Here is a 26,187-nt window from a genome sequence, read left to right as displayed (position 1 = left end):
ATGCCGTACGACTACGACCATGGCTACGGCCGGGACTACGGCTACGAGCACGACCGCGCACACGGCTATGGCAGCGGACGCCCCGGCGGCGGACGATTCGACAACCGGTCATGGCATCCGCATGGCCCGTCACGCCTACCTCGCCGCGGTCCGTCCCGAGGTGGGGCGGGCGGAGGCGGCATCCCCGACGGCCTCCTGGTCGGTGCGCTCGCGCTTCTCCTCGGCACCACCGTCCTCACCTGGACCGCCACCGGGCTCGCGGGTCTCCTCGCCCACGGCTCGTGGCCTGAAGGCGTCTCCTTCACCCGTACCCCCATGGCGATGCGCGACCTGGCAGCCGACCCGAAGGACCTGGCCGCCGCCTGGCCGGGCGTGAACCCTTCGCAGCTGTCCGGATACGGGCTCTTCTGGGGCCTGTTCATCGGGCAGCTGCTCGTACTGGCCGTCCTCACCGTCTTCGCCGTCGGCACCGTCACCCGAGCCCGCGCGGTACGCGCCGCCCGCCGCGCACAGTCCGCCGCGGAAGCCGCCGTGCCCGACACCGACGTACGGCCCGAGCCGTCCCAGGAACCGACCCCGCCAACCGAGTCCGCAGTGCCGGTGGCGGCGGCCGCGCCGCCGGCACCCGCTCCCACCCCACCCGTCGCAAAGCTCAGCCAGCCGATTCAGGAAGACACGGGGTCCACCGCCACTGACGACCTCGACGACATGGCAGCAACGCACACCCGCGTACAGGACGCTCCCGGAGCCGTCCTCGTCGCCACGTCCGACATCGCTCTGTGGGAGGCGACCAAGGACTCCAGGGCAAAGATCGGCCCTGTGCACCTCTTCGACCCGGGCCAGCTCTGCGACACCCCTGACCGCCTGCGCTGGTCACCGCACCACGGCTGCGCCGACCGGAACACAGCGGCGGCACGCGCCACTGCGCTCCTCGCACCGCTGCGCTCATCCCGTCCCATCGACGCGGAGATGCACTCCGCAGCCGAGACCCTCCTGCGCTCATGGCTCCACGCGGCAGCCCTCGACGACCGGCCGTTCCGCGAGGTAGCCCGCTGGGCGCTCGCCAAGACGGCCCCCGCCGATCCCATTCAGACACTCCGCACCCACCCCAAGGCAGCGCCCGGAGCCGCCGGCGAACTCGAAGCCACCCTCACGGGCCACCCCGAGCGCCGCAAGGAAGCCACGGAGCTGGTGCGCCGCGCCCTCTCCCCGCTCTCCCAGCTCCACGTCCGCAACGCGTGCACGGCCGCACGAGCTGACCGAATCGCGCTGGAATCGTTCATCGACGAAACGGGCACGCTCTATGTGGTGGGCGACGACCCCGAGTTGATGCCCATCCTCAACGCACTCGCCCAGAGCGTGGTCGAGCACGGCCGGCGCATGGCCGCACGGTCATCCTCCGGCCGGCTCGGCCCACCACTCACGACGATCCTTCAACTGCCGATCTAGGGAGGGCTCTCGGGGCGGAACGACGCGGCAACTCCCGCATCATCTCGAATTCCTTCAGCACGGGCGCCTTCGGGTCACTCACGAACCCGCCCGTGCGCACGAACCCGATCCTTCGGTAGAACGCCTCGGCCCTCCGATTGTGCTCATGGACATGCAGCACCATCCGCTGCACGTAGGGCCGTTCACAAGACCAGTCCTCCGCCGCCTGGAACAACTGCTCCGCCAGGCCCGTCCCCCTGTGCGCGGGCCGCACATAGACACCGACGACGTGCGCACTCTCCCCCTCATCCAGCACGGTCGCACTCCCGGCCCAGCGCCCGCCGTTGGCCTCGTCCTCCCCGATGAACGTCTCAGCGAGCAACCCCTGCGTCCCCTGCGCCGCACGACGACGCCAGAACTCGTCATCCTGAAGAGCAACCAGCTCATACGTCTCGTTGAAGGCCACTGACGCCACAGGGTCGGCAAGTGCGGCCAGCCGCAGTTCCCGCAGCAACTCCCAGTCCTCGGCCAGCACCGCCCGGATCTTGTACGCCATGACCCGATACTCCCGCAGCAGCACAAGCCGCAGCACCGATTTGCGCTGCTCTTGAGGTACGAAGCGGCGGGGCCGGCGCCCCACGCCGACCCCGCCTTGTGCACTCCCAGACCCCCCGCTTTCCCCGACGACGCCCGCACATGCACACTGCTGTCGACCCGAGGTTGTCTGGGCATGAAGAAGCCCCGTTGGTGTGTGTGGGTTGTTGTCCCACCCCTTCCAACGGGGCTTCTCCTACAGATAGTTCGGCGGTGACCTACTCTCCCACACGCTCCCGCATGCAGTACCATCGGCGCTGTAAGGCTTAGCTTCCGGGTTCGGAAAGTAACCGGGCGTTTCCCTCACGCTATGACCACCGAAACACACCCCCGGAATACCGGAACCCGGCCCGGGGAAAACTCATGTGTGTCAGCGACTATCGCTGTTCAGTTGTATCCGCACAATGGTTGTTGTTTCAGATACCGCACAGTGGACGCGAGCAAATCTGTGGTCAAGCCCTCGGCTTATTAGTACCGGTCAACTCCAACCCTCACGGGTCTTCCATATCCGGCCTATCAACCCGGTCATCTCCCGGGAGCCTTAACCCCACACGGGGGTGGGAGTCCTCATCTCGAAGCAGGCTTCCCGCTTAGATGCTTTCAGCGGTTATCCCTCCCGAACGTAGCCAACCAGCCATGCTCCTGGCGGAACAACTGGCACACCAGAGGTTCGTCCGTCCCGGTCCTCTCGTACTAGGGACAGCCCTTCTCAAGACTCCTACGCGCGCAGCGGATAGGGACCGAACTGTCTCACGACGTTCTAAACCCAGCTCGCGTACCGCTTTAATGGGCGAACAGCCCAACCCTTGGGACCGACTCCAGCCCCAGGATGCGACGAGCCGACATCGAGGTGCCAAACCATCCCGTCGATATGGACTCTTGGGGAAGATCAGCCTGTTATCCCCGGGGTACCTTTTATCCGTTGAGCGACGGCGCTTCCACAAGCCACCGCCGGATCACTAGTCCCGACTTTCGTCCCTGCTCGACCCGTCAGTCTCACAGTCAAGCTCCCTTGTGCACTTACACTCACCACCTGATGACCAACCAGGCTGAGGGAACCTTTGGGCGCCTCCGTTACATTTTAGGAGGCAACCGCCCCAGTTAAACTACCCACCAGACACTGTCCCTGATCCGGATCACGGACCCAGGTTAGACATCCAGCACGATCAGAGTGGTATTTCAACAACGACTCCACACCCGCTGGCGCGAATGCTTCACAGTCTCCCACCTATCCTACACAAACCGAACCGAACACCAATATCAAGCTGTAGTAAAGGTCCCGGGGTCTTTCCGTCCTGCTGCGCGAAACGAGCATCTTTACTCGTAGTGCAATTTCACCGGGCCTATGGTTGAGACAGTCAAGAAGTCGTTACGCCATTCGTGCAGGTCGGAACTTACCCGACAAGGAATTTCGCTACCTTAGGATGGTTATAGTTACCACCGCCGTTTACTGGCGCTTAAGTTCTCAGCTTCGCCACACCGAAATGTGACTAACCGGTCCCCTTAACGTTCCAGCACCGGGCAGGCGTCAGTCCGTATACATCGCCTTACGGCTTCGCACGGACCTGTGTTTTTAGTAAACAGTCGCTTCTCGCTGGTCTCTGCGGCCACCACCAGCTCCCCCAGCACGTGGGATCACCAGCCGTGGCCCCCCTTCTCCCGAAGTTACGGGGGCATTTTGCCGAGTTCCTTAACCATAGTTCACCCGAACGCCTCGGTATTCTCTACCAGACCACCTGAGTCGGTTTAGGGTACGGGCCGCAACAGCACTCGCTAGAGGCTTTTCTCGACAGCATAGGATCATCCACTTCACCACAATCGGCTCGGCATCAGGTCTCACCCTCAACAGGGAGCGGATTTGCCTACTCCCCGAGCTACACCCTTACCCCGGGACAACCACCGCCCGGGCTGGACTACCTTCCTGCGTCACCCCATCACTCACCTACTACAAGCTCGGTCCGCCGGCTCCACCACACCAGCAGCATCCCGAAGGACACCACTGGGGGCTTCACGGGCTTAGCATCACCTGATTCAGCGTTGGCGCACTGCCACGGGTACCGGAATATCAACCGGTTATCCATCGACTACGCCTGTCGGCCTCGCCTTAGGACCCGACTTACCCTGGGCAGATCAGCTTGACCCAGGAACCCTTAGTCAATCGGCGCACACGTTTCTCACGTATGTATCGCTACTCATGCCTGCATTCTCACTCGCATACCGTCCACAACTCGCTTACACGGCTGCTTCACCCGGCACACGACGCTCCCCTACCCACCCACACACCCGTTAGGGCTACCTATGTGAGTGACACGACGTCGGCGGTGTGCTTGAGCCCCGCTACATTGTCGGCGCGGAATCACTTGACCAGTGAGCTATTACGCACTCTTTCAAGGATGGCTGCTTCTAAGCCAACCTCCTGGTTGTCTCTGCGACTCCACATCCTTTCCCACTTAGCACACGCTTAGGGGCCTTAGTCGATGCTCTGGGCTGTTTCCCTCTCGACCATGGAGCTTATCCCCCACAGTCTCACTGCCGCGCTCTCACTTACCGGCATTCGGAGTTTGGCTAAGGTCAGTAACCCGGTAGGGCCCATCGCCTATCCAGTGCTCTACCTCCGGCAAGAAACACACGACGCTGCACCTAAATGCATTTCGGGGAGAACCAGCTATCACGGAGTTTGATTGGCCTTTCACCCCTAACCACAGGTCATCCCCCAGGTTTTCAACCCTGGTGGGTTCGGGCCTCCACGAAGTCTTACCTCCGCTTCACCCTGCCCATGGCTAGATCACTCCGCTTCGGGTCTTGAACACGCTACTCAAACGCCCTCTTCGGACTCGCTTTCGCTACGGCTCCCCCACACGGGTTAACCTCGCAACATGCCGCAAACTCGCAGGCTCATTCTTCAAAAGGCACGCAGTCACGACGCACCAAGCAAGCTTGGCACGCGACGCTCCCACGGCTTGTAGGCACACGGTTTCAGGTACTCTTTCACTCCGCTCCCGCGGTACTTTTCACCATTCCCTCACGGTACTATCCGCTATCGGTCACCAGGGAATATTTAGGCTTGACGGGTGGTCCCGCCAGATTCACACAGGATTTCTCGGGCCCCATGCTACTCGGGTGGTCCTCAAACAAGTTGCCGACATTTCAGCTACGGGGGTCTTACCCTCTACGCCGGGCCTTTCGCATACCCTTCGCCTACATCAACAATTTCTGACTCGCCGACCGGCCGGCAGACCGATCAAGAGAACTCCCACAACCCCGTACATGCAACCCCTGCCGGGTCTCACACACATACGGTTTAGCCTCATCCAGTTTCGCTCGCCACTACTCCCGGAATCACCGTTGTTTTCTCTTCCTGCGGGTACTGAGATGTTTCACTTCCCCGCGTTCCCTCCACACACCCTATACATTCAGATGCGGGTGACAGCCCATGACGACTGCCGGGTTTCCCCATTCGGACACCCCCGGATCACAGCTCGGTTGACAACTCCCCGGGGCCTATCGCGGCCTCCCACGTCCTTCATCGGTTCCTGGTGCCAAGGCATCCACCGTGCGCCCTTAAAAACTTGGCCACAGATGCTCGCGTCCACTGTGCAGTTCTCAAACAACAACCAGCCACCCACCACCCCCACCCCAAACAGGGCGAAGTACACCAGGGCCGGCAACCAAGAGACACACACCACCACCTCAGCGGCGGCGCCCGCACTCTCAGACACCCAACAGCGCGCCCAACACCACCCCGCACAGACCGATTGCTTTCCACGCCGAAGCAGTTACTCACAACCGCCCCACAGGACGGTGCCGAATAGTCAACGTTCCACCCATGAGCTACCAGCACCGGACGTGCGCCGGTGTACTGGCTCTGGACGGCAGGACCCTCCGGTTGGGAGGTGAACCTGACGCCACATGCTCCTTAGAAAGGAGGTGATCCAGCCGCACCTTCCGGTACGGCTACCTTGTTACGACTTCGTCCCAATCGCCAGTCCCACCTTCGACGGCTCCCTCCCACGAGGGGTTGGGCCACCGGCTTCGGGTGTTACCGACTTTCGTGACGTGACGGGCGGTGTGTACAAGGCCCGGGAACGTATTCACCGCAGCAATGCTGATCTGCGATTACTAGCGACTCCGACTTCATGGGGTCGAGTTGCAGACCCCAATCCGAACTGAGACCGGCTTTTTGAGATTCGCTCCACCTCACGGCATCGCAACTCATTGTACCGGCCATTGTAGCACGTGTGCAGCCCAAGACATAAGGGGCATGATGACTTGACGTCGTCCCCACCTTCCTCCGAGTTGACCCCGGCAGTCTCCCGTGAGTCCCCAGCACCACAAGGGCCTGCTGGCAACACGAGACAAGGGTTGCGCTCGTTGCGGGACTTAACCCAACATCTCACGACACGAGCTGACGACAGCCATGCACCACCTGTACACCAACCACAAGGGGGGCTGTGTCTCCACAGCTTTCTGGTGTATGTCAAGCCTTGGTAAGGTTCTTCGCGTTGCGTCGAATTAAGCCACATGCTCCGCCGCTTGTGCGGGCCCCCGTCAATTCCTTTGAGTTTTAGCCTTGCGGCCGTACTCCCCAGGCGGGGCACTTAATGCGTTAGCTGCGGCACGGACAACGTGGAATGTCGCCCACACCTAGTGCCCAACGTTTACGGCATGGACTACCAGGGTATCTAATCCTGTTCGCTCCCCATGCTTTCGCTCCTCAGCGTCAGTATCGGCCCAGAGATCCGCCTTCGCCACCGGTGTTCCTCCTGATATCTGCGCATTTCACCGCTACACCAGGAATTCCGATCTCCCCTACCGAACTCCAGCCTGCCCGTATCGAATGCAGACCCAGGGTTAAGCCCCGGGCTTTCACATCCGACGTGACAGGCCGCCTACGAGCTCTTTACGCCCAATAATTCCGGACAACGCTCGCACCCTACGTATTACCGCGGCTGCTGGCACGTAGTTAGCCGGTGCTTCTTCTGCAGGTACCGTCACTTTCGCTTCTTCCCTGCTGAAAGAGGTTTACAACCCGAAGGCCGTCATCCCTCACGCGGCGTCGCTGCATCAGGCTTCCGCCCATTGTGCAATATTCCCCACTGCTGCCTCCCGTAGGAGTCTGGGCCGTGTCTCAGTCCCAGTGTGGCCGGTCGCCCTCTCAGGCCGGCTACCCGTCGTCGCCTTGGTAGGCCATCACCCCACCAACAAGCTGATAGGCCGCGGGCTCATCCTGCACCGCCGAAGCTTTCCACCCCCAAGGATGCCCAAGGAAGTAGTATCCGGTATTAGACCCCGTTTCCAGGGCTTGTCCCGAAGTGCAGGGCAGATTGCCCACGTGTTACTCACCCGTTCGCCACTAATCCACCCCCGAAGAGGCTTCATCGTTCGACTTGCATGTGTTAAGCACGCCGCCAGCGTTCGTCCTGAGCCAGGATCAAACTCTCCGTGAATGCATACTCGACATCACGTAAGAGCGGCACAACCAGGAGGAATAATCCCAGTCGTGCACAGCGTCCTCGCTGTCATCAAAGAAATCCACACCCCCAAAAACCCGGGGATGCGGGGTATCAACATATCTGGCGTTGACTTTTGGCACGCTGTTGAGTTCTCAAAGAACGGACGCTTCCATCACAACCCTGTCACAGGCCACTCCGGGCGCTTCCCTCTCGGTGATCCCGACACTATCAGATCTGAATTCCCGCTCCGAACGGACCGGAATTTTCTGCTCTGATTCCCCTGCCGGGAGGGGGCCGTCTTCCGACGCGGCCGCCACAGTAGAGGAACTCCCCCGGCACCTCAAAATCGAGACGCCTCACAACCCACACCGAACTGATTTCCGCACACACAGGCACACGAAAAACAGCCCCGCGGGACGGGGAGAACACTTCAGTAGAGACTGCCATCGGAAGGCAAGAGTGTTGCCTCGGAAGCCCTAGGGCTCCGTGGCAACCCGGAGGACAATACGGATCGCCGCGTGCCGTGTCAACTTGCTGCCAGCCGCCGGCCCACGGCCCTCAGTCCAGGTCGGTCAGACGGCCGCCGGCATCGGGCTGGGCGTCCTCCACGCGGCGCAGGAGGCGTGTGAGCAACTCGCCCAGCAGCACCCGCTCCACTTTGGTCAGGTCCTGGAGCAGCTCCTCCTCGAAGACCGAGGCCTTGCGCATCACTTGGATCCACTTCTCACGGCCTTCGTCGGTGAGCCCGATGATGACCCGAACGCGGTTCTCCGGATCCCGCTCCCTGGTCACGAGGCCCTGAGCGAGCATGCGGTCGATCCGGTGTGTCATGGCGGCGGGCGTCAGTCCGAGGCGCTTGGCGATCGTGCCGGGCCACAGCTGGTACGGCGAGCCCGTCATCACGAGTTCCCTGAGGACCTCCCACTCGGCGTGGCCGAGTCCCAAAGTCCCGAGCTGTCGCCCGTACGCGACGTTCATCCGCCGGTCGAGGCGGCTGAGCGCGTTGACGACCTTCTCCACCTGCGGGTCCAGGTCGCGGTACTCGCGCTGGTAGATGGCGATCTGCTCGTCGAGGGTGGGCTGTCGGTCCGGCACTGGAGGCATGGCCCCGGAGTATCCCACGTGAAGTCGTTCGACATGAAGCCTTGCTCTGTGTAGTCTTTAGATTCGAAGTTTAGCTTTGAAGTCTCCTCGTGGATCGAGGACTTGATCAGAGGTAGGTGAGTGTGACCAGGGCGATGGGCGCTGCGCTGCGCCGGATCCAGTTCGGGAACGCCCTCGCGGCGTTCGGCAACGGCTTCACCGCGCCGTTCCTGTTCGTGTACGCGTCCCGCGTGCGAGGCCTGGGCGACGGCACTGCCGGCGCTGTGCTGGCGGTGTTCGCCGTCGTCGCGCTCGTGGTGCTTCCGTTCACGGGGCGGGTGATCGACCGGCGGGGGCCGATGCCTGTGGCCTTCGTGGGTTCGGCCTTCGGCATGGTCGGTGCGCTGGGGTTCGGCATATCCGAGAGCGCGGCCTCTGCCCTGGCCTCGTCGGCGCTCATGGGAGCGGGGGTGGCTGTTCTGCAGCCCGCACTCGCAACCATGATCGTTTCGTGCTCGACGACCGTGACTCGTTCGCGCGCGTTCGCGACGCAGTTCTTCCTGAACAACCTCGGCCTGGGTGTCGGCGGGCTCCTCGGAGGGCTGATGGTCGATGAGCACCGTCCGGCCACTTTCACGCTGCTGTTCGTCATCGAGGCCGCCATGTTCGTCGTGCTCGCGACGGTGCTGGCGACTGTCCGGCTCCCGCTCCCCCGAACAGGTGAGATGGACGCCCACGCCGCGGCGGCGCGCGAGTCGGCGGGCGGCAACTGGTCGGTGCTGCTGCGGGACCGGCCGATGGTGCTGCTGTGCGTGCTCGGCTTTGTGCTGTTCTTCGCCTGCTACGGCCAGTTCGAGTCGGGGTTGTCGGCGTACGCGGTGGAGGTCACTCGAATATCGACGGCGACGCTGGGCATCGCACTCGCTGCCAACACAGCCATGATTGTCCTGGCGCAGTTCGTGGTCCTGCGGCTGGTTGAGCGCCGGCGGCGAAGCCGGGTCATCGCTCTGGTCGGTGTCATTTGGGCCGTGGCCTGGGTGGCTGCCGGTGCCTCCGGTCTGGTTCACGGGACGCAGGCGGCGGCGACTGCGCTGCTCATCACGACGTACGCGCTCTTCGGGGTCGGCGAGACCATGCTGTCGCCGACGGTTGCGCCCCTGGTGGCCGACTTGGCCCCGAGGCGGCTCGTCGGCCAGTACAACTCGGCGTTCGCGCTGGTGAAGCAGCTGGCTCTGGCCGTGGGTCCGGCTGTTGGCGGGCTGCTGGCTGCCGTCGGCGCGTACGGGGTCTACATCGTGATGCTGGTGGGCTGCTCTCTGATGGTGAGCCTGCTCGCGCTGTGGCTGGGCCGGCGCCTGACGGTCGCGCAGGACCGGCCGTACCGGTCCCTCGTGGTTGCGGGCAGCAGCGGTCAGCAGCACACGGCCGAAACAGGAAAGGACATGTCGGCGGGCCTCATAGCTGAAGAGCGCGCGCCACGGGCCACGGTCCGCGTGGGCTGAAGGGCGCTCCAGTCAGCGCATTCGGCAAGTACGTCCGGAGGAGGCGAACAGGAGGCCGACGCCTCAGCAGCGCGGTCTCACCGTCGCGTCAGGTCGTCGGGAGGGTGAATTCGCACCACACCGACTTGCCTCCTCCGGGGGTCCTTCTCGAACCCCATGCCGAGGCGATGGTGGCGACGATGGAGATACCGCGTCCCGCTTCGTCCACGGCATCGGCGGCGCGCCGTCGCGGCAGGTGCTCGTCGCCGTCGGTGACCTCGACGATGAGACGCCGGTCCGTACGGCGCAGGCGCAGGCGCATCGGCGGGGTGCCGTGCTGGAGGGAGTTGGCGACGAGTTCGCTGGCTGCCAGTACGCCGAGGTCGTGCAGCTCCCTCGGGAATCGCCAGGACGAGAGCACTCCGGAGGCGAACGCACGGGCGCGAGGGGCTGCTTCGGTGCCGCCGAGCAGGTCGAGGGCGGCGTTGTGAAACAGCTCCGCGTCGTGGCCGGTACGGGCTGGGTGCTGGAGGACGAGGACGGCCACATCGTCGTCGTGTTCCGCGGTGATGCCGAGTGAGCGCAGCAGGCGGTCGCAGACGATGTCGGGGGAGCCGGTGGCGCCTGCGAAGGCTCGTTCAAGCTTGGAGACTCCGGCGTCGATGTCGGCGTCGCGCCGTTCGACGAGGCCGTCGGTGTAGAGAACGGCGGAACCTCCGGGCGGGAGCGGCAGCGAGTTGGAGGTGTGCACCCAGCCGCCCGTGCCCAGCGGGGGTCCGGTCGGTTCGGGGGCACGCTGGACCGTGCCGTCCGCATCGCGCACGATGATCGGCGGGTGGCCTGCGGAGGCGTAGTGCAGGAGCCCCTCGTTGGGGTCGTGCACGGCGTATACGCAGGTGGCGATCTGGCTGGGGTCGATCTCGGCGGCCAGCCCGTCCAGCAGCTGCAGGACCTCGTGCGGGGGGAGGTCGAGGCGGGCGTATGCGCGTACGGCGGTGCGGAGTTGGCCCATCACGGCCGCGGCGCGTACGCCGCGGCCCATGACGTCGCCGATGACGAGCGCCGTGCGGCCGGCGCCGAGGGTGATGACGTCGTACCAGTCGCCACCGACGGCCGCTTCCGTACCGCCCGGCTGGTATGTGGCGGCGACCCGCAGATCGTCAGGCTGCTCCAGTTCTTGGGGCAGCAGGCTGCGCTGGAGCGTGACGGCGGCCTCGCGCTGGCGGCGTTCGCTGGCGCGCAGCCGCTCGGCGGCTTCGACCTGGTCGGTGACTTCGGCGGCGAAGATCAGCACGCCGTTCTCGCCGTCTGCGGTGATGGGAGTGCAGGTGAAGGTGTAGAAGGCATCCCGGCTGTCACGCGAGTCGGCTGTGCGGGGTACCCGGCGCGACTTGACGGTGCGGGGCTTGCCGCTGCGCAGCACCTGGTCCATCAGGGGAAGCAGGCCGAGCTCGACGAGTTCGGGGAGGGCGTCGCGGGCGGCGTCGCCCTGGGTCCGGTGACCGAAGACAGCGATGTAGGCGTCATTGATGTAGGCGATGCGGTGGTCGGCGCCATGTACGACGGCGGCCAGAGCGGGGACCTGGCCGAGCAGATCGTGCACGGACAGCGCATCGATGCTGCGGGTTACATGCGCGCTGGAGGCCCCGGTGGTTCCGGATGCTTCGCTGCTCGTACGGGCCGGGGTGGAGGAAGTGGACTCAGGGGACGGGGCGGTCCGGCCCGGCCGGGTGGCCGGGCAGTCGGCATCCACTCCGTCCACGGGCGTGGCGTCGCGGCGCTCGGCCCGCGCCGCGGGGACAGTTCCTGCGCTTGCGGGTGCCGCATCATCGGCGGGGGCGGCAGTGTCGCTGTCGCCGTCGGCACCGTCCCCGGCGGACGCCTCGCGCGCCTGCGCTGCTGTTGCCCTCGCTGCCTGCGCTGCCGAGTTGCGCCGCTGTGTGCCGGGCAGTCGGGCGCTCCAGCGCGTGAAATTCACGGTCGTCCGATTCCTCGCGTAGTTCGGGAAGACGGCCCCCCGCTCGGCCGTCGTGCTGGTCACTGTGTGCGGATGCGAGCCCACTCATGGTCACACGCTCCGCGTGGTGCACGGCGCAGACATTGGATCACGCAACGGCCACCCGTCGGGTCACCCGGCGCCGCTCAGGGAGTCGGCTGCCCCGCCGTTGTGGGGCAGCAGACTCCCGCCCTCAGCTGTCCTCGGGGCGACGTACGCCGCCCGCAGCGAGTTCGAACTCGGCGCGGGGATGTTCGAGTGAACCGAGGGAGACGATCTCGCGCTTGAAGAGTCCCGCCAAGGTCCATTCCGCGAGAACTCGTGCCTTTCTGTTGATCGTCGGAACGCGGCTGAGGTGGTAGGCGCGGTGCATGAACCACGCCGGGTAGCCCTTCAACTTGCGCCCGTAGACGTGCGCGACGCCCTTGTGCAGCCCGAGCGACGCGACGGAGCCCGCGTACGCGTGACGGTAGTCGGTGGCGGGCGCGCCGCGCAGGGTCGCCGCGATGTTGTCCGCGAGACGTCTCGCCTGACGTACGGCGTGCTGGGCGTTGGGAGCGCACAGGGCGCCCTTCTCGCCCTTCTCCTCGGCCAGGACGTCGGGCACGGCGGCCGCGTCTCCGGCCGCCCACGCGTTCTCGACGCCGTCGATGCGCAGTTGAGCCGTGCATTTGAGCCTGCCGCGTCCGTTGAGGGGCATGCCGGCGGCGGCGATGACGGGGTTCGGCTTGACGCCCGCGGTCCACACGAGGGTGCGCGTGGGATGGCGGGAGCCGTCGCTGAGTACGGCGACCCGGTTCTCGCAGGAGTCGAGGCGCGTGTCGAGGCGTACGTCGATGTTGCGGGAGCGCAGCTCGCGCAGGGCGTAGGTGCCCATCTCCTCGCCGACCTCGGGGAGGATCTTGCTCGAGGCTTCGACGAGCAGGAACTTCATCTCCTCGGCCCGCACGTTGTGGTAGTAGCGGCAGGCGTAGCGGGCCATGTCCTCCAGTTCGCCCAGGGCCTCGACGCCCGCGTAGCCGCCGCCGACGAAGACGAAGGTGAGCGCGGCGTCGCGAACCTCGGGATTGCGGGTGGACGAGGCGATGTCGAGCTGTTCGAGTACATGGTTGCGGAGGCCGATGGCTTCCTCAACGGTCTTGAAGCCGATGCCGTGTTCCGCGAGACCGGGGACGGGGAGGGTGCGCGACACGGACCCGGGTGCCAGTACGAGTTCGGTGTAGGGGATCTCGATGGCACCGGTGCATTCCTCCTCCGTGGCGAGGGTCTTGACGTACGCGATGCGCTGTTCGTGGTCGATGGAGAGTGCCTCGCCGACGACGAGCCTGCAGTCGCGCAGCACTCTGCGAAGCGGCACGACGACGTGCCGGGGCGAGATCGAGCCGGCTGCCGCTTCGGGGAGGAACGGCTGGTAGGTCATGTAGGGCTCGGGGTCGACCACGACGACCTCGACTCCACCGGAGCCGGTCGAGCCGGTCGAACCGGTGTCATTGGAGCGGGAGCCGGAGGCGGAGGAGCCGCTGGAACCGTTCGCCGTTCGCCTGAGCTGGTGCTTCAGCTTCTGCTGAAGACGCAAGGCCGTGTACATGCCCACATATCCGCCGCCGATCACGAGAATGCGCGCGGTTCCGTTCTTCGCCTTCGTCACCAGTCCATGACGCACCCGCGACCGGGGGTTTGTCCACAGGCTCAAAGAATTGTGTGACCGACGGAGGGTATGCGTCCGCCACGCTCGAGGGCATGTCATCGGCGAGATATGAGCAGGTCAGATGCAGGATGACGAGAGGCCGGGAAGGGTGCGAGGGGGTGGGCGGGGGCGCCACTCTTGCCGCTCCAAGACGTCCGCGAGAACGCCCTCTTCTCTCTTGACCACGGCTCAACTATGTTCGTGGTCGTCGGAGGTGCGGTACCTGAGGACCACGGTATTGGCACCGCCGGCCGCGACAGCGTGAGGGTCTCCGGGGGGAGACTTGATGACCGGGGGAACATTGATGCGCATTCAGGGTATTCACGGCTCTTCTTCCGTTGCTGCTGCCATGTCGGCAGCTCCGGACAACGGGAGTCAGGGGGCGGGCGACGGCGGCGAACGATTCGGCCGCATCGACGGGACCACCAGTGCGAACAGGGCCGGCAGGGCCCCGCAGCCTGTGGCCGCTCCGCGTCCCACTCCACTGAGGGTGGACGCACAGAGGAATCTGGAACACGTACTGCGGGCAGCCCGCGAGGTCTTCGGTGAGCTGGGCTACGGCGCGCCGATGGAGGACGTCGCGCGGAGGGCCCGTGTCGGCGTGGGCACCGTCTACCGGCGCTTCCCGAGCAAGGAAGTACTGGTCCGGCGGATAGCGGCGGAGGAGACCTCCCGCCTCACCGAGCAGGCGCGGACGGCTCTGGGCCAGGAGCACGAACCGTGGTCGGCCCTCTCGCGCTTCCTGCGCACGTCGGTGGCCTCCGGGGCCGGCCGTCTGCTGCCGCCGCAGATACTGCGCGCCGACGGCTGGGGAGGCGATGCCTCCGTCACGGACGGCACCTCGGCGCGGGTGCCGCAGCAGCGGCAGCCCGCGTACGGGCAGGAGGGCCAGTCCGGGCTGAGGCTGGTCGAGGACGGCACGTCAACGAGCTCCGCCGCCCAGGGGCAGGCAGAGCGTGGCGGTGACGGTCTCGACGGCTTCGAGGACGACTCCGGCTGTGCGGAGTTGCTCAGCGTCGTCGGCCAGATGGTGCAACGCACCCGCGACGCCGGGGAGTTGCGCGACGACGTGACGGTCGGCGATGTGCTGCTGGTGATAGCCACCGCGGCCCCCTCGCTGCCGGATGCGGCGCAACAGGCGGCGGCCTCGAGGCGGTTGCTCGACATACTCCTGGAAGGGCTGCGCCCGCGGCCGTAGCAGCCGTAGGCACCACTGCGGGAGACGGAGCGCCAGCGGCGCAGGCGACGGCGTCGAAGGGCCCGCCCGGGTAGAGCTCAACGGGCGGGCTCCGCCAGGCCCGTACGCGCCGGGCTCCGTCGTGCGCGCTGCACTCACCGGCCGGCCGGCACAGCCGACGTCGGCCGGTGGGCGGCTACTTCTCCGCCGGGGGCCTCGACTCCGCTCGGCGGGCGGCTCGTCCGTCGTCGCCCCTATGCCGTCCGTCCGTGCTGGCTCACCCCAGTCCGGGTGTCCGGGGCTGTACGGGCGTGGACTGAACGATCGAGGTCGTGGTCTGCCCGAACAGGAGGAACCGGTCGAGGACTTCCTCGAAGGAAGCGACGTCCGCCGCGTGGACCTTGATCAGGAAGCAGTCCTCGCCGGTGATGCGGTGGCACTCGCTGACCTGCGGCAGGCTCTGTGCGAGTTCGGCGATCTTCGGTAGCTGTCCGGGCCCGGGCCGTACGCGCACGAAGGCGGCCACGGGGTAGCCGAGCGCCGCCGGGTCCACGTCCAGGTGGTAGCCGCGGATGACGCCGCTCTCGTGCAGCCGTCGCAGGCGGTCCCGAGCGGTCGGCACCGAGACCTCGATCCGTCGGGCCAGTTCGGCGGTCGGCAGACGTGGGTCGGCGTCGAGTTCGGTCAGGATCGCCCGATCCACAGCGTCCATCTTCACCATCGCCAAGTTGAGGAGTGATTTTCAGGGCAGACACGAAACCATTTCATGTCCAGGCTTGCGCTTTCGGCATGGCTGAGCGCATTCATGCTTGCGATCGTGTCAGGCATGGTCAAGGTCTGGCGCTTCCGTCGGGGTGTCTCGGGTGCCGGTGCTGGTTCCGCAGCCGGACGCAGTGCGGCTCGGTCCAGGGCCAGGTCGGCGGCGGGCGGGGCGGCCGCGCGGGCCGACCGTCTGCCACCGTCCGCGTACTTCGTGACCAGCGCGGTCTTCCACTACCTCGGGCCGGCGTTCGCGGTGCTGCTGTTCGCCCGCATCGAGGTGCTCGGGGTCGCCTGGCTCCGCTGCGCCTCGGCTGCGGTCGTCTTCGCGCTCTGGCGTCGGCCGTGGCGGGTGTGGGCGGCGTCCTCGTGGCGGCAACGACGGCTGCTGCTGGCGCTGGGGGCTGTGCTGGGGCTGATGAACAGCTCGTTCTATCTGGCCCTGGACAGGCTGCCGTTGGGGACGGTGGGGGCGATCGAGTTCCTCGGGCCGGTGCTGCTCGCCGCGTTCGGGCTCCGCTCGACGCGCAATGCATGCGCACTCGTCATGGCGGTCGGCGGGGTCTGGCTGCTCACGGACGTGCACTTCTCGGCCGAACCGCTCGGACTGGCCTTCGCGTTCGGCAACTGTGCGCTGTTCGTGCTCTATGTGGTGCTGGGCCACCGGCTGGCCGCTGACGGCGGCGCATCGGGCATCGACCGTCTCGGTGCGGCGATGCTCGTGGCGATGGCCGTTGTCGCTCCCGTCGGCATCGGTGAGGCCGCGATCGCGCTCACATCGCCGGTGCTGCTGGCGAGCGCGTTCGGGGTGGGGGTGTGCTCGTCCGTCATCCCCTACGTCTGCGATCAGCTCGCCATGTCACGGCTGCCTCGTGCGACGTTCGCGCTCATGCTGTCGCTCCTGCCGGCGACGGCCGTACTGATCGGATTCGCCGTGCTCGGTCAGGTGCCCACATGGCTCGAACTTGCCGGTGTCGCACTGGTCATCGGCGGAGTGGCGATCCATCAGGAACGGGCCGCGGGTGAGTCCGCCGAACGGCCTTCGTCCCGGACCGCGCCCCAGGTGTCACGAACCTCACCCGCACCGGCACCGGCACCCGCACCCGCACCCCCACCGCAGTCTCCCCGGCCTTCTGACGGGGGCTAAGCAGGAGAGACCGAAGCAGTAGGGACCGAAGTCAGAGCGCCGGCCGCTTCTGGGCGGCGGGGAGCACGCCCGAGGCGACGGCCCGTTGCCGTGGCGCGGCGGAGCCCGTCCAGCATGTGCCGCGTCGCGAGATGAGCCGCCGCAGCCACAGCTCCGTGGAGACCAGGTCGGCGAGACCGTCGAGGGGCAAGGGCTCGCCCTTGGATGCGGCACGGATGGCCTTCCGTACGACTCTCGCCTCGACGAGTCCCGCGTCGGCGAGCAGTGGGGAGTCGAAGAGGTCGATGAGTTCGCCGGCGGCGGCGCGCAGGCCCGCTCGTGCGGAGGCCGCCTGATACGCGGAGGAGGGGGCGCCCCAGCCCGCGGGCAGATCGTGCACGCCGGCCCCCGCCAGCACAGCGCGCAGCACCGACGCCCGGGCGCCCGGCTTGACGCGCAGGGCCTCGGGAAGGTCGCGGCAGGCCCGTACGACCTGGTTGTCGTAGAAGGGCGCGTGCAGCCGCTGGTTGCGGATCTCGGCGGCCTGCTCGAGCACGCGATGGTCAGCGGCCTGGCGGGCGAGGGCGGCGCGTGCGCGGCGCTCGCCGGGTCGTTCGACCGTCGGCCGGAGTCTGGCCGCGGCCTCGAGCCGTGCGGAGACCTCGGCCAGCGCCTCCCCCGTCAGCCATCGGGCCGCCGGTCCTGGCCGGCACCAGGTGAGAGCGGCGACGGAAGATCCGACCGCACCCTCGCTGCCGTAGCCGCCCGCGCCGCCGAATGGGCCGAGGTCGGCAAAACCTTTCCCCATGTCCGCGTCTGCGTCGGTGCCGGTACCTGCCCCGGCGCCGTTTCCGGCACCGCGCCCCTGACCGGCGCCGTTGCGCCCGTTTCCGTTCCGGCCGGTTCCGTTGCGTGCCGATCCGCCGGCCCGCAGACGCTCGGCGGTGCTGGTGACGCCGTCCCGGTACTGCGTGCGCGCGAGCTTGCGGGCCGCTCTGTAGACCGTCCACGGCACCAGGACCGACCGCCCCGGCGGTACGTCCTCCGATCGGGCCAACGCCGCGACAGGCCGCAGCAGATGGCGCCGGCGGCGGTCCATCAGCAGGTCGGCGAGGCGCGCCGGATGGGCGTCCATGACCTGGCGGGCGCCGTACCCGACGAAGTGGTCCGAGCTGCCGACGGCAAGCCGCTGCCGGTGCCTGTCCGCGACGACCAGGGACGGCCCGGGCTCGTCCGTGAGCGGCCCGTCCAAGTCGGCGTAGGGAAGGGCCTCTTCGCCCGCCGCGACGACGACATGGTGCAGCCGCGGATTCTCGGCGATGCTGCGCGCGCGCTCGAGTTCCGCGGCGGCCGAACCATCCGAACCGGTGCTGGTGGCAAGGTCGTTGAAGGTCACCGCCAGCAGCCGCGCACCCCCTTCAGATCCGTCGAGCGTGCCGTGCACCGTGCCCGGCACGCCCGGAAGGCCTGCGGCGAGAAGGGCGAGGGTGCCGGAGGCCGGTCCGCCGGAGAGGTCGGCCCCCACGCCGGGGGCGGGACCGCCACGTGCGGCGCGCCTGTCGGCCGGACCCATGCCCGGGACGGGGCCGGGGTCGCGGCCGTCCATGCCGTTCGCGGAGCGGGCGTTGCGCGCCCGCGAGGCGCCTTGTGCGGAACCTCCGGCACCGGCACCGGAGTTGCCGTACGCGGCACCTTCATGGAACTGGGGATGCGCGTCGCGTTCGTAGGCATCGTGCAGGTACTCGTCGTGTCCGTAGGCACCGCCGGGATGGACGTCGTCGCTGAACGCCCGCTCGGGGTGGCTCCGTTCGCCGTACCCCTCGTCCCCGTAGGCGGCACCCGGGTAGGAACCACCCGTGTACGCACCGCCGTTCCTCACGTACTCGTTGCCGTCCCCGTACGAACCGCCGTTGCCGTACGGGACGCCGTCGGCTCCGGAGCCGTATCCCAGGTCGCTCTCCGAGGCGTGCCGCGGGGCCGCCAGCCGGGCACGTACCGCTTCGATGAGGGCGTCGCGCACCCGGGCCACGGCGGTCTCCGGGTCGACGGGCGGTGGCGCGGAGACGACGAGCGAGGACGCGGGTTCGTAGCTGGTGATCTCGCGGCTGCCCTCGCGCAGGATCAGCGCGTGCCCCGGCGGTACGCGGCGCACGCCTTCGTACGGGGTGCCGTCGCCGAGCGCCTCGGGTGCGTCGGGGCACGCGAGCAGCGCGCCGAGGTGGCCGATGTCGAGCTGCGCCTCGGTGAGGTCGGCGAGCGGCAGGGCAGCGGTGGCGTAGGCGGTGCCGCCGTCCCACGGAGTATGGAAGACGGGCCGGGCGCCCGCGAGGTCGGCGGCGATGGTGAGCCGGCGGCCGACGCAGGCGACGGCCGTGTAACTGCCGGGCCAGGCGGTCAGGTGCCGGTAGGCGCCGCCGCGTGCCGCGGAAAGACCCAGGCGCAGTTCTTCGTCGCTGGCGCCGCAACATCCGAAGACGGCAAGGCGGTTGGCTGCATCGGCCTCGATGACGCGGACCTCGTCCGGACGCCAGTCCCCCACGGCCCACAGAGGGTCGGGATCACTCCACAGCAGCTGCGCGCCGACCGGCTCCAGGGAGCCCGGTGCATGGCGTCCGCGTCCAGAAGCGGCGCTGCTCCATCCCACCAACCATCGCATCGCCGCCCGCCTCCGCTGCCTGAGTGACGCCGTCCGGGGCGTGCTTTCCCCTGCCTCCGGCCGGGGAGAGCTCCCTGTCTCCGACGGGGTGCCCCGTACTGCCCTGCGGCCATGTTGCCACGAGAAGGGTGCACGAGAGGCGTGAAAGGGGCGCATATCTGGCCTCAACGCGCCGCTCATGAAAGCGGGTTGCATGGCTCGTGCGCCGGGTGGTGCGGCGATTCCCACGGGGTGCGGGCGGGATGTCCGGGGACGCCCGTAAGGCACGGCATATACCTCTGGCGTCAGCGTGCGGCACCGCACGGCTGACCGATGTTATTCGGCCAAGTATGGGAGCGCGGCTGCGCGTTGACGGGCCACCGGCGAGCGATCCGGTGGTCCCGGATTCCTACGCCCTGTGTTCACCGCGCTCGTACGTCCGTGCGGCACTGGTGCCCGTACGGACGACGACAGCGCCTTCTGTGACCAGGCCGCCACGACCCCGTGGGCCGGCCGCGAGGGAGACAGGAAGGCAGCGGGAGAGCGGCATCCCGAACGCGCGCGGCAACTCCTCCGTGGACGGGCCGAGATCGGCAACCGCGCAGCCGCGGGGGCGCCTGGAGCCCGGCACCACCGCAAGCACGGGCAGCGCAGCAAGTCGGCGAAAGAGGGGCACGAAGCGCGGACATCCGGCGCCTGACCACCCATCAGGCGCGGACGGAGGAGTCATCCCGGGGGTTCGCCGGCCCGGGAAGGCTTCTCCAACTTCCCGGGCCGGACCGTCGCCCGCGGGGAGCGGGGCGGCGGTTCCCCCAGCCCGCTGGTCCAGTTCAGCGGGCCGACCCACGCACCTCTCATGGAACCTCCCGCCCGCCGACCGGCAAAGGCGCATGCGCGGGCGCACGACCACACACCCGGAGCACGGGCGGCGCCCCGGAACCACCGTTGCCCGACGACTTCTCCACATGGATTTCGGCCGACTCCCGTGCGCCGTACGGACGTTGGCACGTGACGGACGCACGTACGCGCCCAACGTCAGGCGCACGTCCGCGCATCGGGACAAGCGGTGACACAACCGTCCACACGAAGACACCTCATACGGAAACGGCGACCGCGTGCGCCCGGTCCGTCCGGCCCTCCACGGCTCCACCCTCAGAACCCCTCGCGACCGAACATTCGCGCCCACGGGGACAGTTACGTCCCCCGGATCCGGCAACAGGCAGTACACGGCGGGGCGCCGGCCGATGCCCTGCCGCGCCGCCCTGCGCACGGACACGAATCCCGCCATCCCATCCGGCGCCCCTTAACGGTAGGGATCCGGCGAACTACGCTAAGTCTTCAGTGCGTCCCCGCGTCGTGCCTGTTCCACCGGTCCGGCGTTCAAGGGATGCATCCCGCGACTCTCGCGCGGGTAGCAGGTGCCTTGCCGTCGGTTCGCACCGGCCGGCGGGGCGGCCGTCGGTGTGTGTCAGGGGTGTGCGCGCATGTCCAGGGAGCCACGCGGGCCGAATGAGAAACTCGGCACCGTTCTCGCCCTCGCGGGAATCAGCAACGCCGGACTCGCCCGAAGAGTCAACGACTTGGGTGCCCAGCGCGGACTGACGCTCCGCTACGACAAGACGTCCGTGGCCCGTTGGGTCTCCAAGGGCATGGTCCCGCAGGGTGCCGCGCCGCACCTCATCGCCGCGGCCATCGGCAGCAAGCTGGGCCGCCCGGTGCCGCTGCACGAGATCGGCCTCGCAGATGCCGACCCCGCCCCCGAGGTCGGCCTCGCCTTCCCACGCGACGTACGGGCGGCAGTGAAGGCCGCCACCGACCTCTACCGTCTCGATCTGCACGGCGGCCGGCGCGGCGGAGGCGGCATCTGGCAGTCGCTCGCGGGGTCGTTCGCGGTCAGCGCGTACGCGACGCCCGCGTCCCGCTGGCTGATAACTCCGGCCGACAGCTCCGTCGCCCGCGACCCGGAGACCGCCGCCGCCTCAGGAACGGGCGCGGGAGCGGACGGGTCCGGCAACGGCCCTGACGGGGCAGGCGATTCGGAGCCCGCATCGCCACTGCGCGTCGGGCACACGGATGTCGCGAAGCTGCGCGAGGCCGCCGACGAGGCCCGCCGCTGGGACTCCAAGTACGGCGGTGGCGACTGGCGTTCGTCGATGGTCCCGGAGTGTCTGCGCGTGGACGCGGCACCATTACTTCTCGGCGCGTACACCGACGAGGTCGGCCGCTCCCTCTTCGGCGCCACCTCCGAACTCACGCGCCTCGCAGGCTGGATGGCCTTCGACACCGGGCAACAGGAAGCCGCACAGCGGTACTACATCCAGGCCCTGCGCCTCGCCCGCGCAGCCGCCGACGTCCCCCTCGGCGGCTACGTACTGGCCTCCATGTCGCTCCAGGCCACCTACCGCGGCTTCGCCGACGAGGGCGTCGATCTCGCGCAGGCCGCCGTGGAACGCAACCGCGGCCTGGCCACCGCCCGCACCATGAGCTTCTTCCGCCTCGTCGAGGCCCGCGCCCATGCCAAGGCCGGCGACTCACATGCCTGCGGCGCCGCTCTGTCCGGGGCGGAGAGCTGGCTCGAGCGGGCCCGTGAGGGCGACGCCGACCCCTCCTGGCTGGACTTCTACTCCTACGACCGCCTCGCCGCCGACGCCGCCGAGTGCTACCGCGATCTGAAGGCCCCACGCCAGGTGCGCCGCTTCACCGAGAAGGCCCTCTCGAAGCCGACGGAGGAGTTCGTACGGTCGCACGGGCTGCGCCTGGTCGTGTCGGCGGTCGCCGAGCTGGAGTCGGGCAACCTGGACGCGGCGTGCGCGGCCGGAGCCCGCGCGGTCGAGGTGGCCGGGCGCATCTCGTCGGCACGCACCACCGAGTACGTACGGGATCTGCTCAACCGGCTCGAGCCGTACGGGGACGAGCCTCGCGTGGCCGAGTTGAGGGAGCAGGCACGGCCGCTGCTGGCCGCACCCGCGTGAAATCTGCCCCTCAGAGTGGGTACTGCCTGAGCGGGTACTGCCTGAGCAAGGGCGGCGTCCGAGGGGGCACGATCACATCGTGACCTGCGTCGCAGCACGTTGTCAGTGGCGCGGTTCATGATGGACGACGTGCCCCCCGGCTCGCCCGCCCCGCCCACTCTCGCGCGATGAGCGAGCCGCGCCCGCACGACCCGTCCAGCATCTCCAGCACCACCCCGGGGAGGGCCATGCAGAAGCCGGCGCCCGCGACGCCCGGCGGCTCCCGCCGCGCCCGTCCCCGTCCCGGCTACGACTGCGACGTCGTGATCGTCGGCGGCGGCATCGTCGGGCTCTCCACGGCCTACGCGATCACACGCGCCTCGCCCGGCACGAGCGTCGTCGTCCTTGAGAAGGAGCCCGGCCCGGCCCGGCACCAGACGGGGCGGAACAGCGGTGTCATCCACAGCGGGATCTACTACCGGCCCGGCTCGCTCAAGGCGCGCTTCGCCGTGGAGGGCGCGGCGGAGATGGTCGCCTTCTGCGCCGAGCACGGCGTTCCGCACGAGGTCACGGGCAAGCTGATCGTCGCCACGGGGCGCGAGGAGCTGCCCCGGCTTCACGCCCTGATCCAGCGCGGCAGGCAACACGGCATCCCCGTACGGGAGCTGGGCCCCGCGCAGATCGCCGAGCGGGAGCCGCACGTCCGCGGCCTGGCAGCGATCCACGTCGGCACGACCGGCGTGTGCGACTTCGGCGCGGTGGCCGGGCAGCTGGCCCGGCTCGCCCGCGACGGCGGCGCCGAGATCCGCTTCGGCTCGCAGGTCACGGCCGTTCGGCGACGGCCGGGCGCGGGCGTCGCCCTCCGCGTCGAGACGGACCGCACGGCGGGACTCGGCTCGGCGGTGTCCGCGCCAGGCCCCTCCGTCGTACGGGCCCGCGCGATGGTCAACTGCGCGGGCCTGCACTGCGCGAGGATCGCGCAGCTGACCGGGGACGAGCCGGCGGCGCGCATCGTGCCCTTCCGCGGTGAGTACTTCGAGCTGAAGCGTTCCCGCGAGGATCTGGTGCGCGGCCTGGTGTATCCCGTGCCCGACCCGGCGTTCCCCTTCCTCGGCGTCCACCTCACGCGCGGCGTGGACGGCGGCGTCCACCTCGGTCCGAACGCGGTCCCCGCCCTGGCGCTGGAGGGATACGACTGGAGCACGGTCCGCCCGGCTGAGCTGGCCGGCATCCTCACCCACCCCGGCACGTGGCACATGGCGCGCCGGCACTGGCGTTACGGGGCGGGGGAGTTGCGGCGTTCCCTCTCCAGGCGCGCCTTCACGAGGGCGGTGCAGCGACTGCTCCCCGAGGTCTCCGAGAACGACCTGGTACGGGCTCCCGCGGGGGTGCGCGCGCAGGCGGTGCTCCACGACGGGACCCTCGTGGACGACTTCCTGATCACCGAAGGCCCGCACGCCGTGCACGTCCTCAACGCACCCTCCCCGGCGGCGACGGCCTCGCTGCCCATCGGCCGGGAGGTGGCGTCGCGCGCCCTCAGTGCCCTGAACGCGCTGGAGTCGGTGACGCGCTGAGCAGGCGGACGAGCCGGCACGGCGGGACGCGGGGGAGACGAGGCGCGGAGCCCCGGGAGGCGGGAGCGCGCCGCAAGCCCCGGTGAGCCGTGAGGCCACGCGGCCCGGGAGGCCCGCCGGCGGAAGATCCGGTGAGCAGCTCAAGGCCCTGCGCCGCGCCCGTACAGTGGACGTACTGTGCCTGAGACGCCTGAGAAACCTGCCATGTTCCCGGACGGCACCGGCCCGTCGGCCGACCCGGCCGGATCGCATCACGAGCGCCGCATCCGAAGCTTCCAGCCGCGCCGCAGCCGCGTCACGTCGGGGCAGCGGGCCGCGCTGCGCCGGCTCTGGCCACAGTGGGGCTTCGACATCGACGGGATGCGCCGTATCGACCTGGCCGAGCTGTTCGCGGACCCCGGTCGACCGGGGACGGTGGAGAAGTCCGCCGAGCGGGCCGGGCAGCGGGAGGAGGAGCGTCCCGTCGTCCTGGAGATCGGCTTCGGAATGGGGGAGGCGACGGCGGAGATGGCCGCCGCCGAACCGGAGACCGACCTCCTCGCCGTCGACGTGCACACCCCCGGCCAGGGCAACCTGCTGCGCCTTGCCGAGGAGCGCGGGCTGACCAACGTCCGCGTGGGCAACGGCGATGCGATCATCCTGCTCCGCGAGATGCTCGCCCCCGAATGCCTCTCCGGCCTCCGTGTCTACTTCCCGGACCCGTGGCCCAAGAAGCGGCATCACAAACGGCGCCTGATCCAGTACGAGTTCCTCGATCTCGCTGCGGGACCGCTCCGTTCGGGCGCGCTCGTGCACTGCGCGACGGACTGGGAGCCGTACGCCGAGCAGATGCTCGACGTCTTCTCCGGGCACCCCGCGTACGAGAACACCCAGCTCGACGGCGGGTTCGCGCCCCGGCCGGCGATCCGGCCCCGTACGCGCTTCGAGGAACAGGGCCTGGAGAAGGGGCACAAGGTGCGCGACCTGCTCTTCCGCCGCGTCTGAACGAGGGCCACGGGACGCGGCCAGGCACCTTTCGGGACGCGGCGAGGGCCGGGCATCAACCCGGCCCTGCACCGTTCCTTGTCGGTCGTTCGTTGTCGGTCGTTGTCGGTGTCTGTCCGCCCTGCCGGTCCTGGCGGGCCGTCCGTCAGGCGGCTGCTCCACCGGAGCCGTAGGCGGTCGAATCGTCGATTCCCTCGACCTCGATGCGCTCCTTGCGGACCGTCCCGCGGACGGTCTCCTGGTCGACGTGCTCCTCGGTGACCAGACGGATCCGTTCGACCGGCACCGCCTCGGTCTCCGTGACCGGACGCTCGTCGTGAAGGATGACCTCGTAGGTGTCCTCGGAGATCTCGGGCCCGCTCAAGGCGGCGTCCCTGTTGGCGTCGGTGATCGGCTCACGCTCGAGACGCACCTCTTCGTGGCGCACCGGAACGGTCTGCTCGACCTCCTCCGTGACCACGTACTTCAGCAGGCGCGCACGACCCGTCTCGTACCGTTCCGTGCCGACGCGCAGGTGCTCCTCGGAACGCGTCATGGCATCCTGCCCGGTCGCATAGGCGGGCGCGGCAGCGGCACCTGCCGTATCGCTCCCGTAGGGCATCGCGCCGGCGGGCGCTGCTCGGGTCGCACCGGCCGCTCCTGCCGCGCCGGCTGCTCCCGCCGCACCCGCCTCGGAGCCTTCGGCCGTCTGCGTGCCGGTGCCGGCGGCAGTGCCCTGAGTCTCTGATCCGGCGGCGTCGGGCGCTGCCTGCGACCCGTCCCATGCCAGGCCGTAGAAGCTGTAGAGCTCGCGCTCCTGCTGCTCCGTGAGACGGCCCCTCGAGACGTCCATGTGCGGCGCTTCCTTCACCTTCGTCCTGTGGAAGGGCACCTCGATGTTGTCCCCGACGACTCGGCCTTCATGGATCGGTACGAACGTCTCCTGAGTGCCGAAGAGTCCCGTACGGACCGTCGCCCACTCCGGCTCGCCCGTACGTTCGTCCAGGAACACGTGACGTGCCTCGCCAATCTTCTTTCCGTCGGGGTCGTAGATCATGTGATCCACCACTGCGGGGATCTGCTCCTGGGAGATCATGAAGAGCCTCCTACTCCCAATGGCGTATCGCTCCACTTCCAGGCAAACGCCGCTTGGATCCGCGCGCACGCCGGTACCAGAACATTCGTGAGCAAATCAGGCCAAACGGGTGAATGGCCGGCCCCGCGCGATCTCTCATGGCGGCCCTGTTCGCAGCCCTCGTCCGTCAATCCGGGGCACTCCG

The 26,187-nt window shown here is 68.2% G+C and carries 14 protein-coding genes and 3 rRNA genes; 7 read left to right on the top strand and 10 right to left on the bottom strand.

Features of this window, described 5'->3' with window-relative positions; all coding sequences use genetic code 11:
- Positions 1–1,449, top strand: a complete 1,449-nt coding sequence (locus tag G4Z16_RS18180) for a site-specific integrase (RefSeq protein WP_246530925.1) — start codon at positions 1–3, stop codon at positions 1,447–1,449.
- On the opposite strand, the gene G4Z16_RS18175 is transcribed toward G4Z16_RS18180, so the two are convergent.
- The 5 genes from G4Z16_RS18175 to G4Z16_RS18155 form a co-directional block, all read right to left on the bottom strand.
- Positions 1,421–1,984 carry a GNAT family N-acetyltransferase gene (locus G4Z16_RS18175; protein ID WP_197351796.1) on the bottom strand — a complete coding sequence of 188 codons (564 nt, stop codon included), beginning with the start codon at positions 1,982–1,984 and terminating at the stop codon, positions 1,421–1,423. The two genes, G4Z16_RS18180 and G4Z16_RS18175, sit on opposite strands and share 29 nt — an antisense overlap.
- A gap of 243 nt (positions 1,985–2,227) precedes the next feature.
- Positions 2,228–2,344: ribosomal RNA gene (gene rrf / locus G4Z16_RS18170) — 5S ribosomal RNA — on the bottom strand.
- Positions 2,345–2,470: 126 nt separating this feature from the next.
- A 23S ribosomal RNA gene (locus G4Z16_RS18165) occupies positions 2,471–5,597 on the bottom strand.
- Between the two features lie 345 nt (positions 5,598–5,942).
- Positions 5,943–7,469: ribosomal RNA gene (locus tag G4Z16_RS18160) — 16S ribosomal RNA — on the bottom strand.
- Together the 16S, 23S and 5S rRNA genes form the textbook arrangement of a ribosomal RNA operon.
- Positions 7,470–8,033: 564 nt before the next feature.
- A complete protein-coding gene (locus tag G4Z16_RS18155) occupies positions 8,034–8,579 on the bottom strand; it encodes a MarR family winged helix-turn-helix transcriptional regulator (RefSeq protein ID WP_037977614.1) in 546 nt (181 codons plus the stop codon).
- Between the two features lie 134 nt (positions 8,580–8,713).
- Between G4Z16_RS18155 and G4Z16_RS18150 the strand changes: the two genes are divergently transcribed.
- Entirely contained in the window at positions 8,714–10,060 is a 1,347-nt protein-coding gene (locus tag G4Z16_RS18150) for an MFS transporter (protein WP_197354728.1), read from the top strand.
- An 88-nt stretch (positions 10,061–10,148) separates the two neighbouring features.
- Here G4Z16_RS18150 and G4Z16_RS18145 read toward each other — a convergent pair whose 3' ends face one another.
- Both G4Z16_RS18145 and G4Z16_RS18140 read right to left on the bottom strand, forming a co-directional pair.
- Positions 10,149–12,017, bottom strand: coding sequence for an ATP-binding SpoIIE family protein phosphatase (locus G4Z16_RS18145; protein ID WP_197351795.1), 1,869 nt, complete (start codon positions 12,015–12,017; stop codon positions 10,149–10,151).
- 211 nt (positions 12,018–12,228) lie between these two features.
- Positions 12,229–13,623, bottom strand: coding sequence for an NAD(P)/FAD-dependent oxidoreductase (locus tag G4Z16_RS18140; protein ID WP_246531318.1), 1,395 nt, complete (start codon positions 13,621–13,623; stop codon positions 12,229–12,231).
- 403 nt (positions 13,624–14,026) lie between these two features.
- On the opposite strand from G4Z16_RS18140, the gene G4Z16_RS18135 reads away from it, so the two are divergent.
- Positions 14,027–14,920 (top strand): TetR/AcrR family transcriptional regulator, encoded by an 894-nt coding sequence (locus tag G4Z16_RS18135; protein ID WP_197351793.1) that lies wholly within the window; start codon positions 14,027–14,029, stop codon positions 14,918–14,920.
- Between the two features lie 256 nt (positions 14,921–15,176).
- Here the strand turns inward: G4Z16_RS18135 and G4Z16_RS18130 are convergent, their stop codons facing one another.
- On the bottom strand, positions 15,177–15,611 hold the full coding sequence (locus tag G4Z16_RS18130) for an Lrp/AsnC family transcriptional regulator (protein ID WP_197351792.1): 435 nt from the start codon (positions 15,609–15,611) through the stop codon (positions 15,177–15,179).
- A gap of 114 nt (positions 15,612–15,725) precedes the next feature.
- Between G4Z16_RS18130 and G4Z16_RS18125 the strand changes: the two genes are divergently transcribed.
- Positions 15,726–16,805, top strand: a complete 1,080-nt coding sequence (locus G4Z16_RS18125) for an EamA family transporter (RefSeq protein ID WP_197354727.1) — start codon at positions 15,726–15,728, stop codon at positions 16,803–16,805.
- A 31-nt stretch (positions 16,806–16,836) separates the two neighbouring features.
- On the opposite strand, the gene G4Z16_RS18120 is transcribed toward G4Z16_RS18125, so the two are convergent.
- The gene (locus G4Z16_RS18120; RefSeq protein WP_197351791.1) at positions 16,837–19,440 is read right to left on the bottom strand and encodes an asparagine synthase-related protein; all 2,604 of its coding nucleotides are present in this window, start codon (positions 19,438–19,440) and stop codon (positions 16,837–16,839) included.
- 1,463 nt (positions 19,441–20,903) lie between these two features.
- Here G4Z16_RS18120 and G4Z16_RS18115 point away from each other — a divergent pair.
- The 3 genes from G4Z16_RS18115 to trmB all read left to right on the top strand — a co-directional run bounded on the left by G4Z16_RS18115 (position 20,904) and on the right by trmB (position 24,928).
- Positions 20,904–22,391 carry an NsdA family TPR-like regulatory protein gene (locus G4Z16_RS18115; RefSeq protein WP_197351790.1) on the top strand — a complete coding sequence of 496 codons (1,488 nt, stop codon included), beginning with the start codon at positions 20,904–20,906 and terminating at the stop codon, positions 22,389–22,391.
- 227 nt (positions 22,392–22,618) lie between these two features.
- Complete coding sequence (gene lhgO / locus G4Z16_RS18110; RefSeq protein WP_197354726.1) at positions 22,619–23,944, top strand: L-2-hydroxyglutarate oxidase; 1,326 nt, start codon at positions 22,619–22,621, stop codon at positions 23,942–23,944.
- A 204-nt stretch (positions 23,945–24,148) separates the two neighbouring features.
- Positions 24,149–24,928 (top strand): tRNA (guanosine(46)-N7)-methyltransferase TrmB, encoded by a 780-nt coding sequence (trmB, locus tag G4Z16_RS18105; protein WP_197354725.1) that lies wholly within the window; start codon positions 24,149–24,151, stop codon positions 24,926–24,928.
- Positions 24,929–25,073: 145 nt separating this feature from the next.
- On the opposite strand, the gene G4Z16_RS18100 is transcribed toward trmB, so the two are convergent.
- Positions 25,074–26,003, bottom strand: a complete 930-nt coding sequence (locus G4Z16_RS18100; RefSeq protein ID WP_197351789.1) for a PRC and DUF2382 domain-containing protein — start codon at positions 26,001–26,003, stop codon at positions 25,074–25,076.
- Positions 26,004–26,187 lie beyond the last annotated feature (184 nt).

This window comes from Streptomyces bathyalis (genome assembly GCF_015910445.1).
GTDB classification, from domain to species: Bacteria; Actinomycetota; Actinomycetes; order Streptomycetales; family Streptomycetaceae; genus Streptomyces; species Streptomyces bathyalis.
The sequence above is the reverse complement of the archived record's forward strand: the minus strand, read 5'-3'. Positions and strand labels throughout refer to the sequence as shown.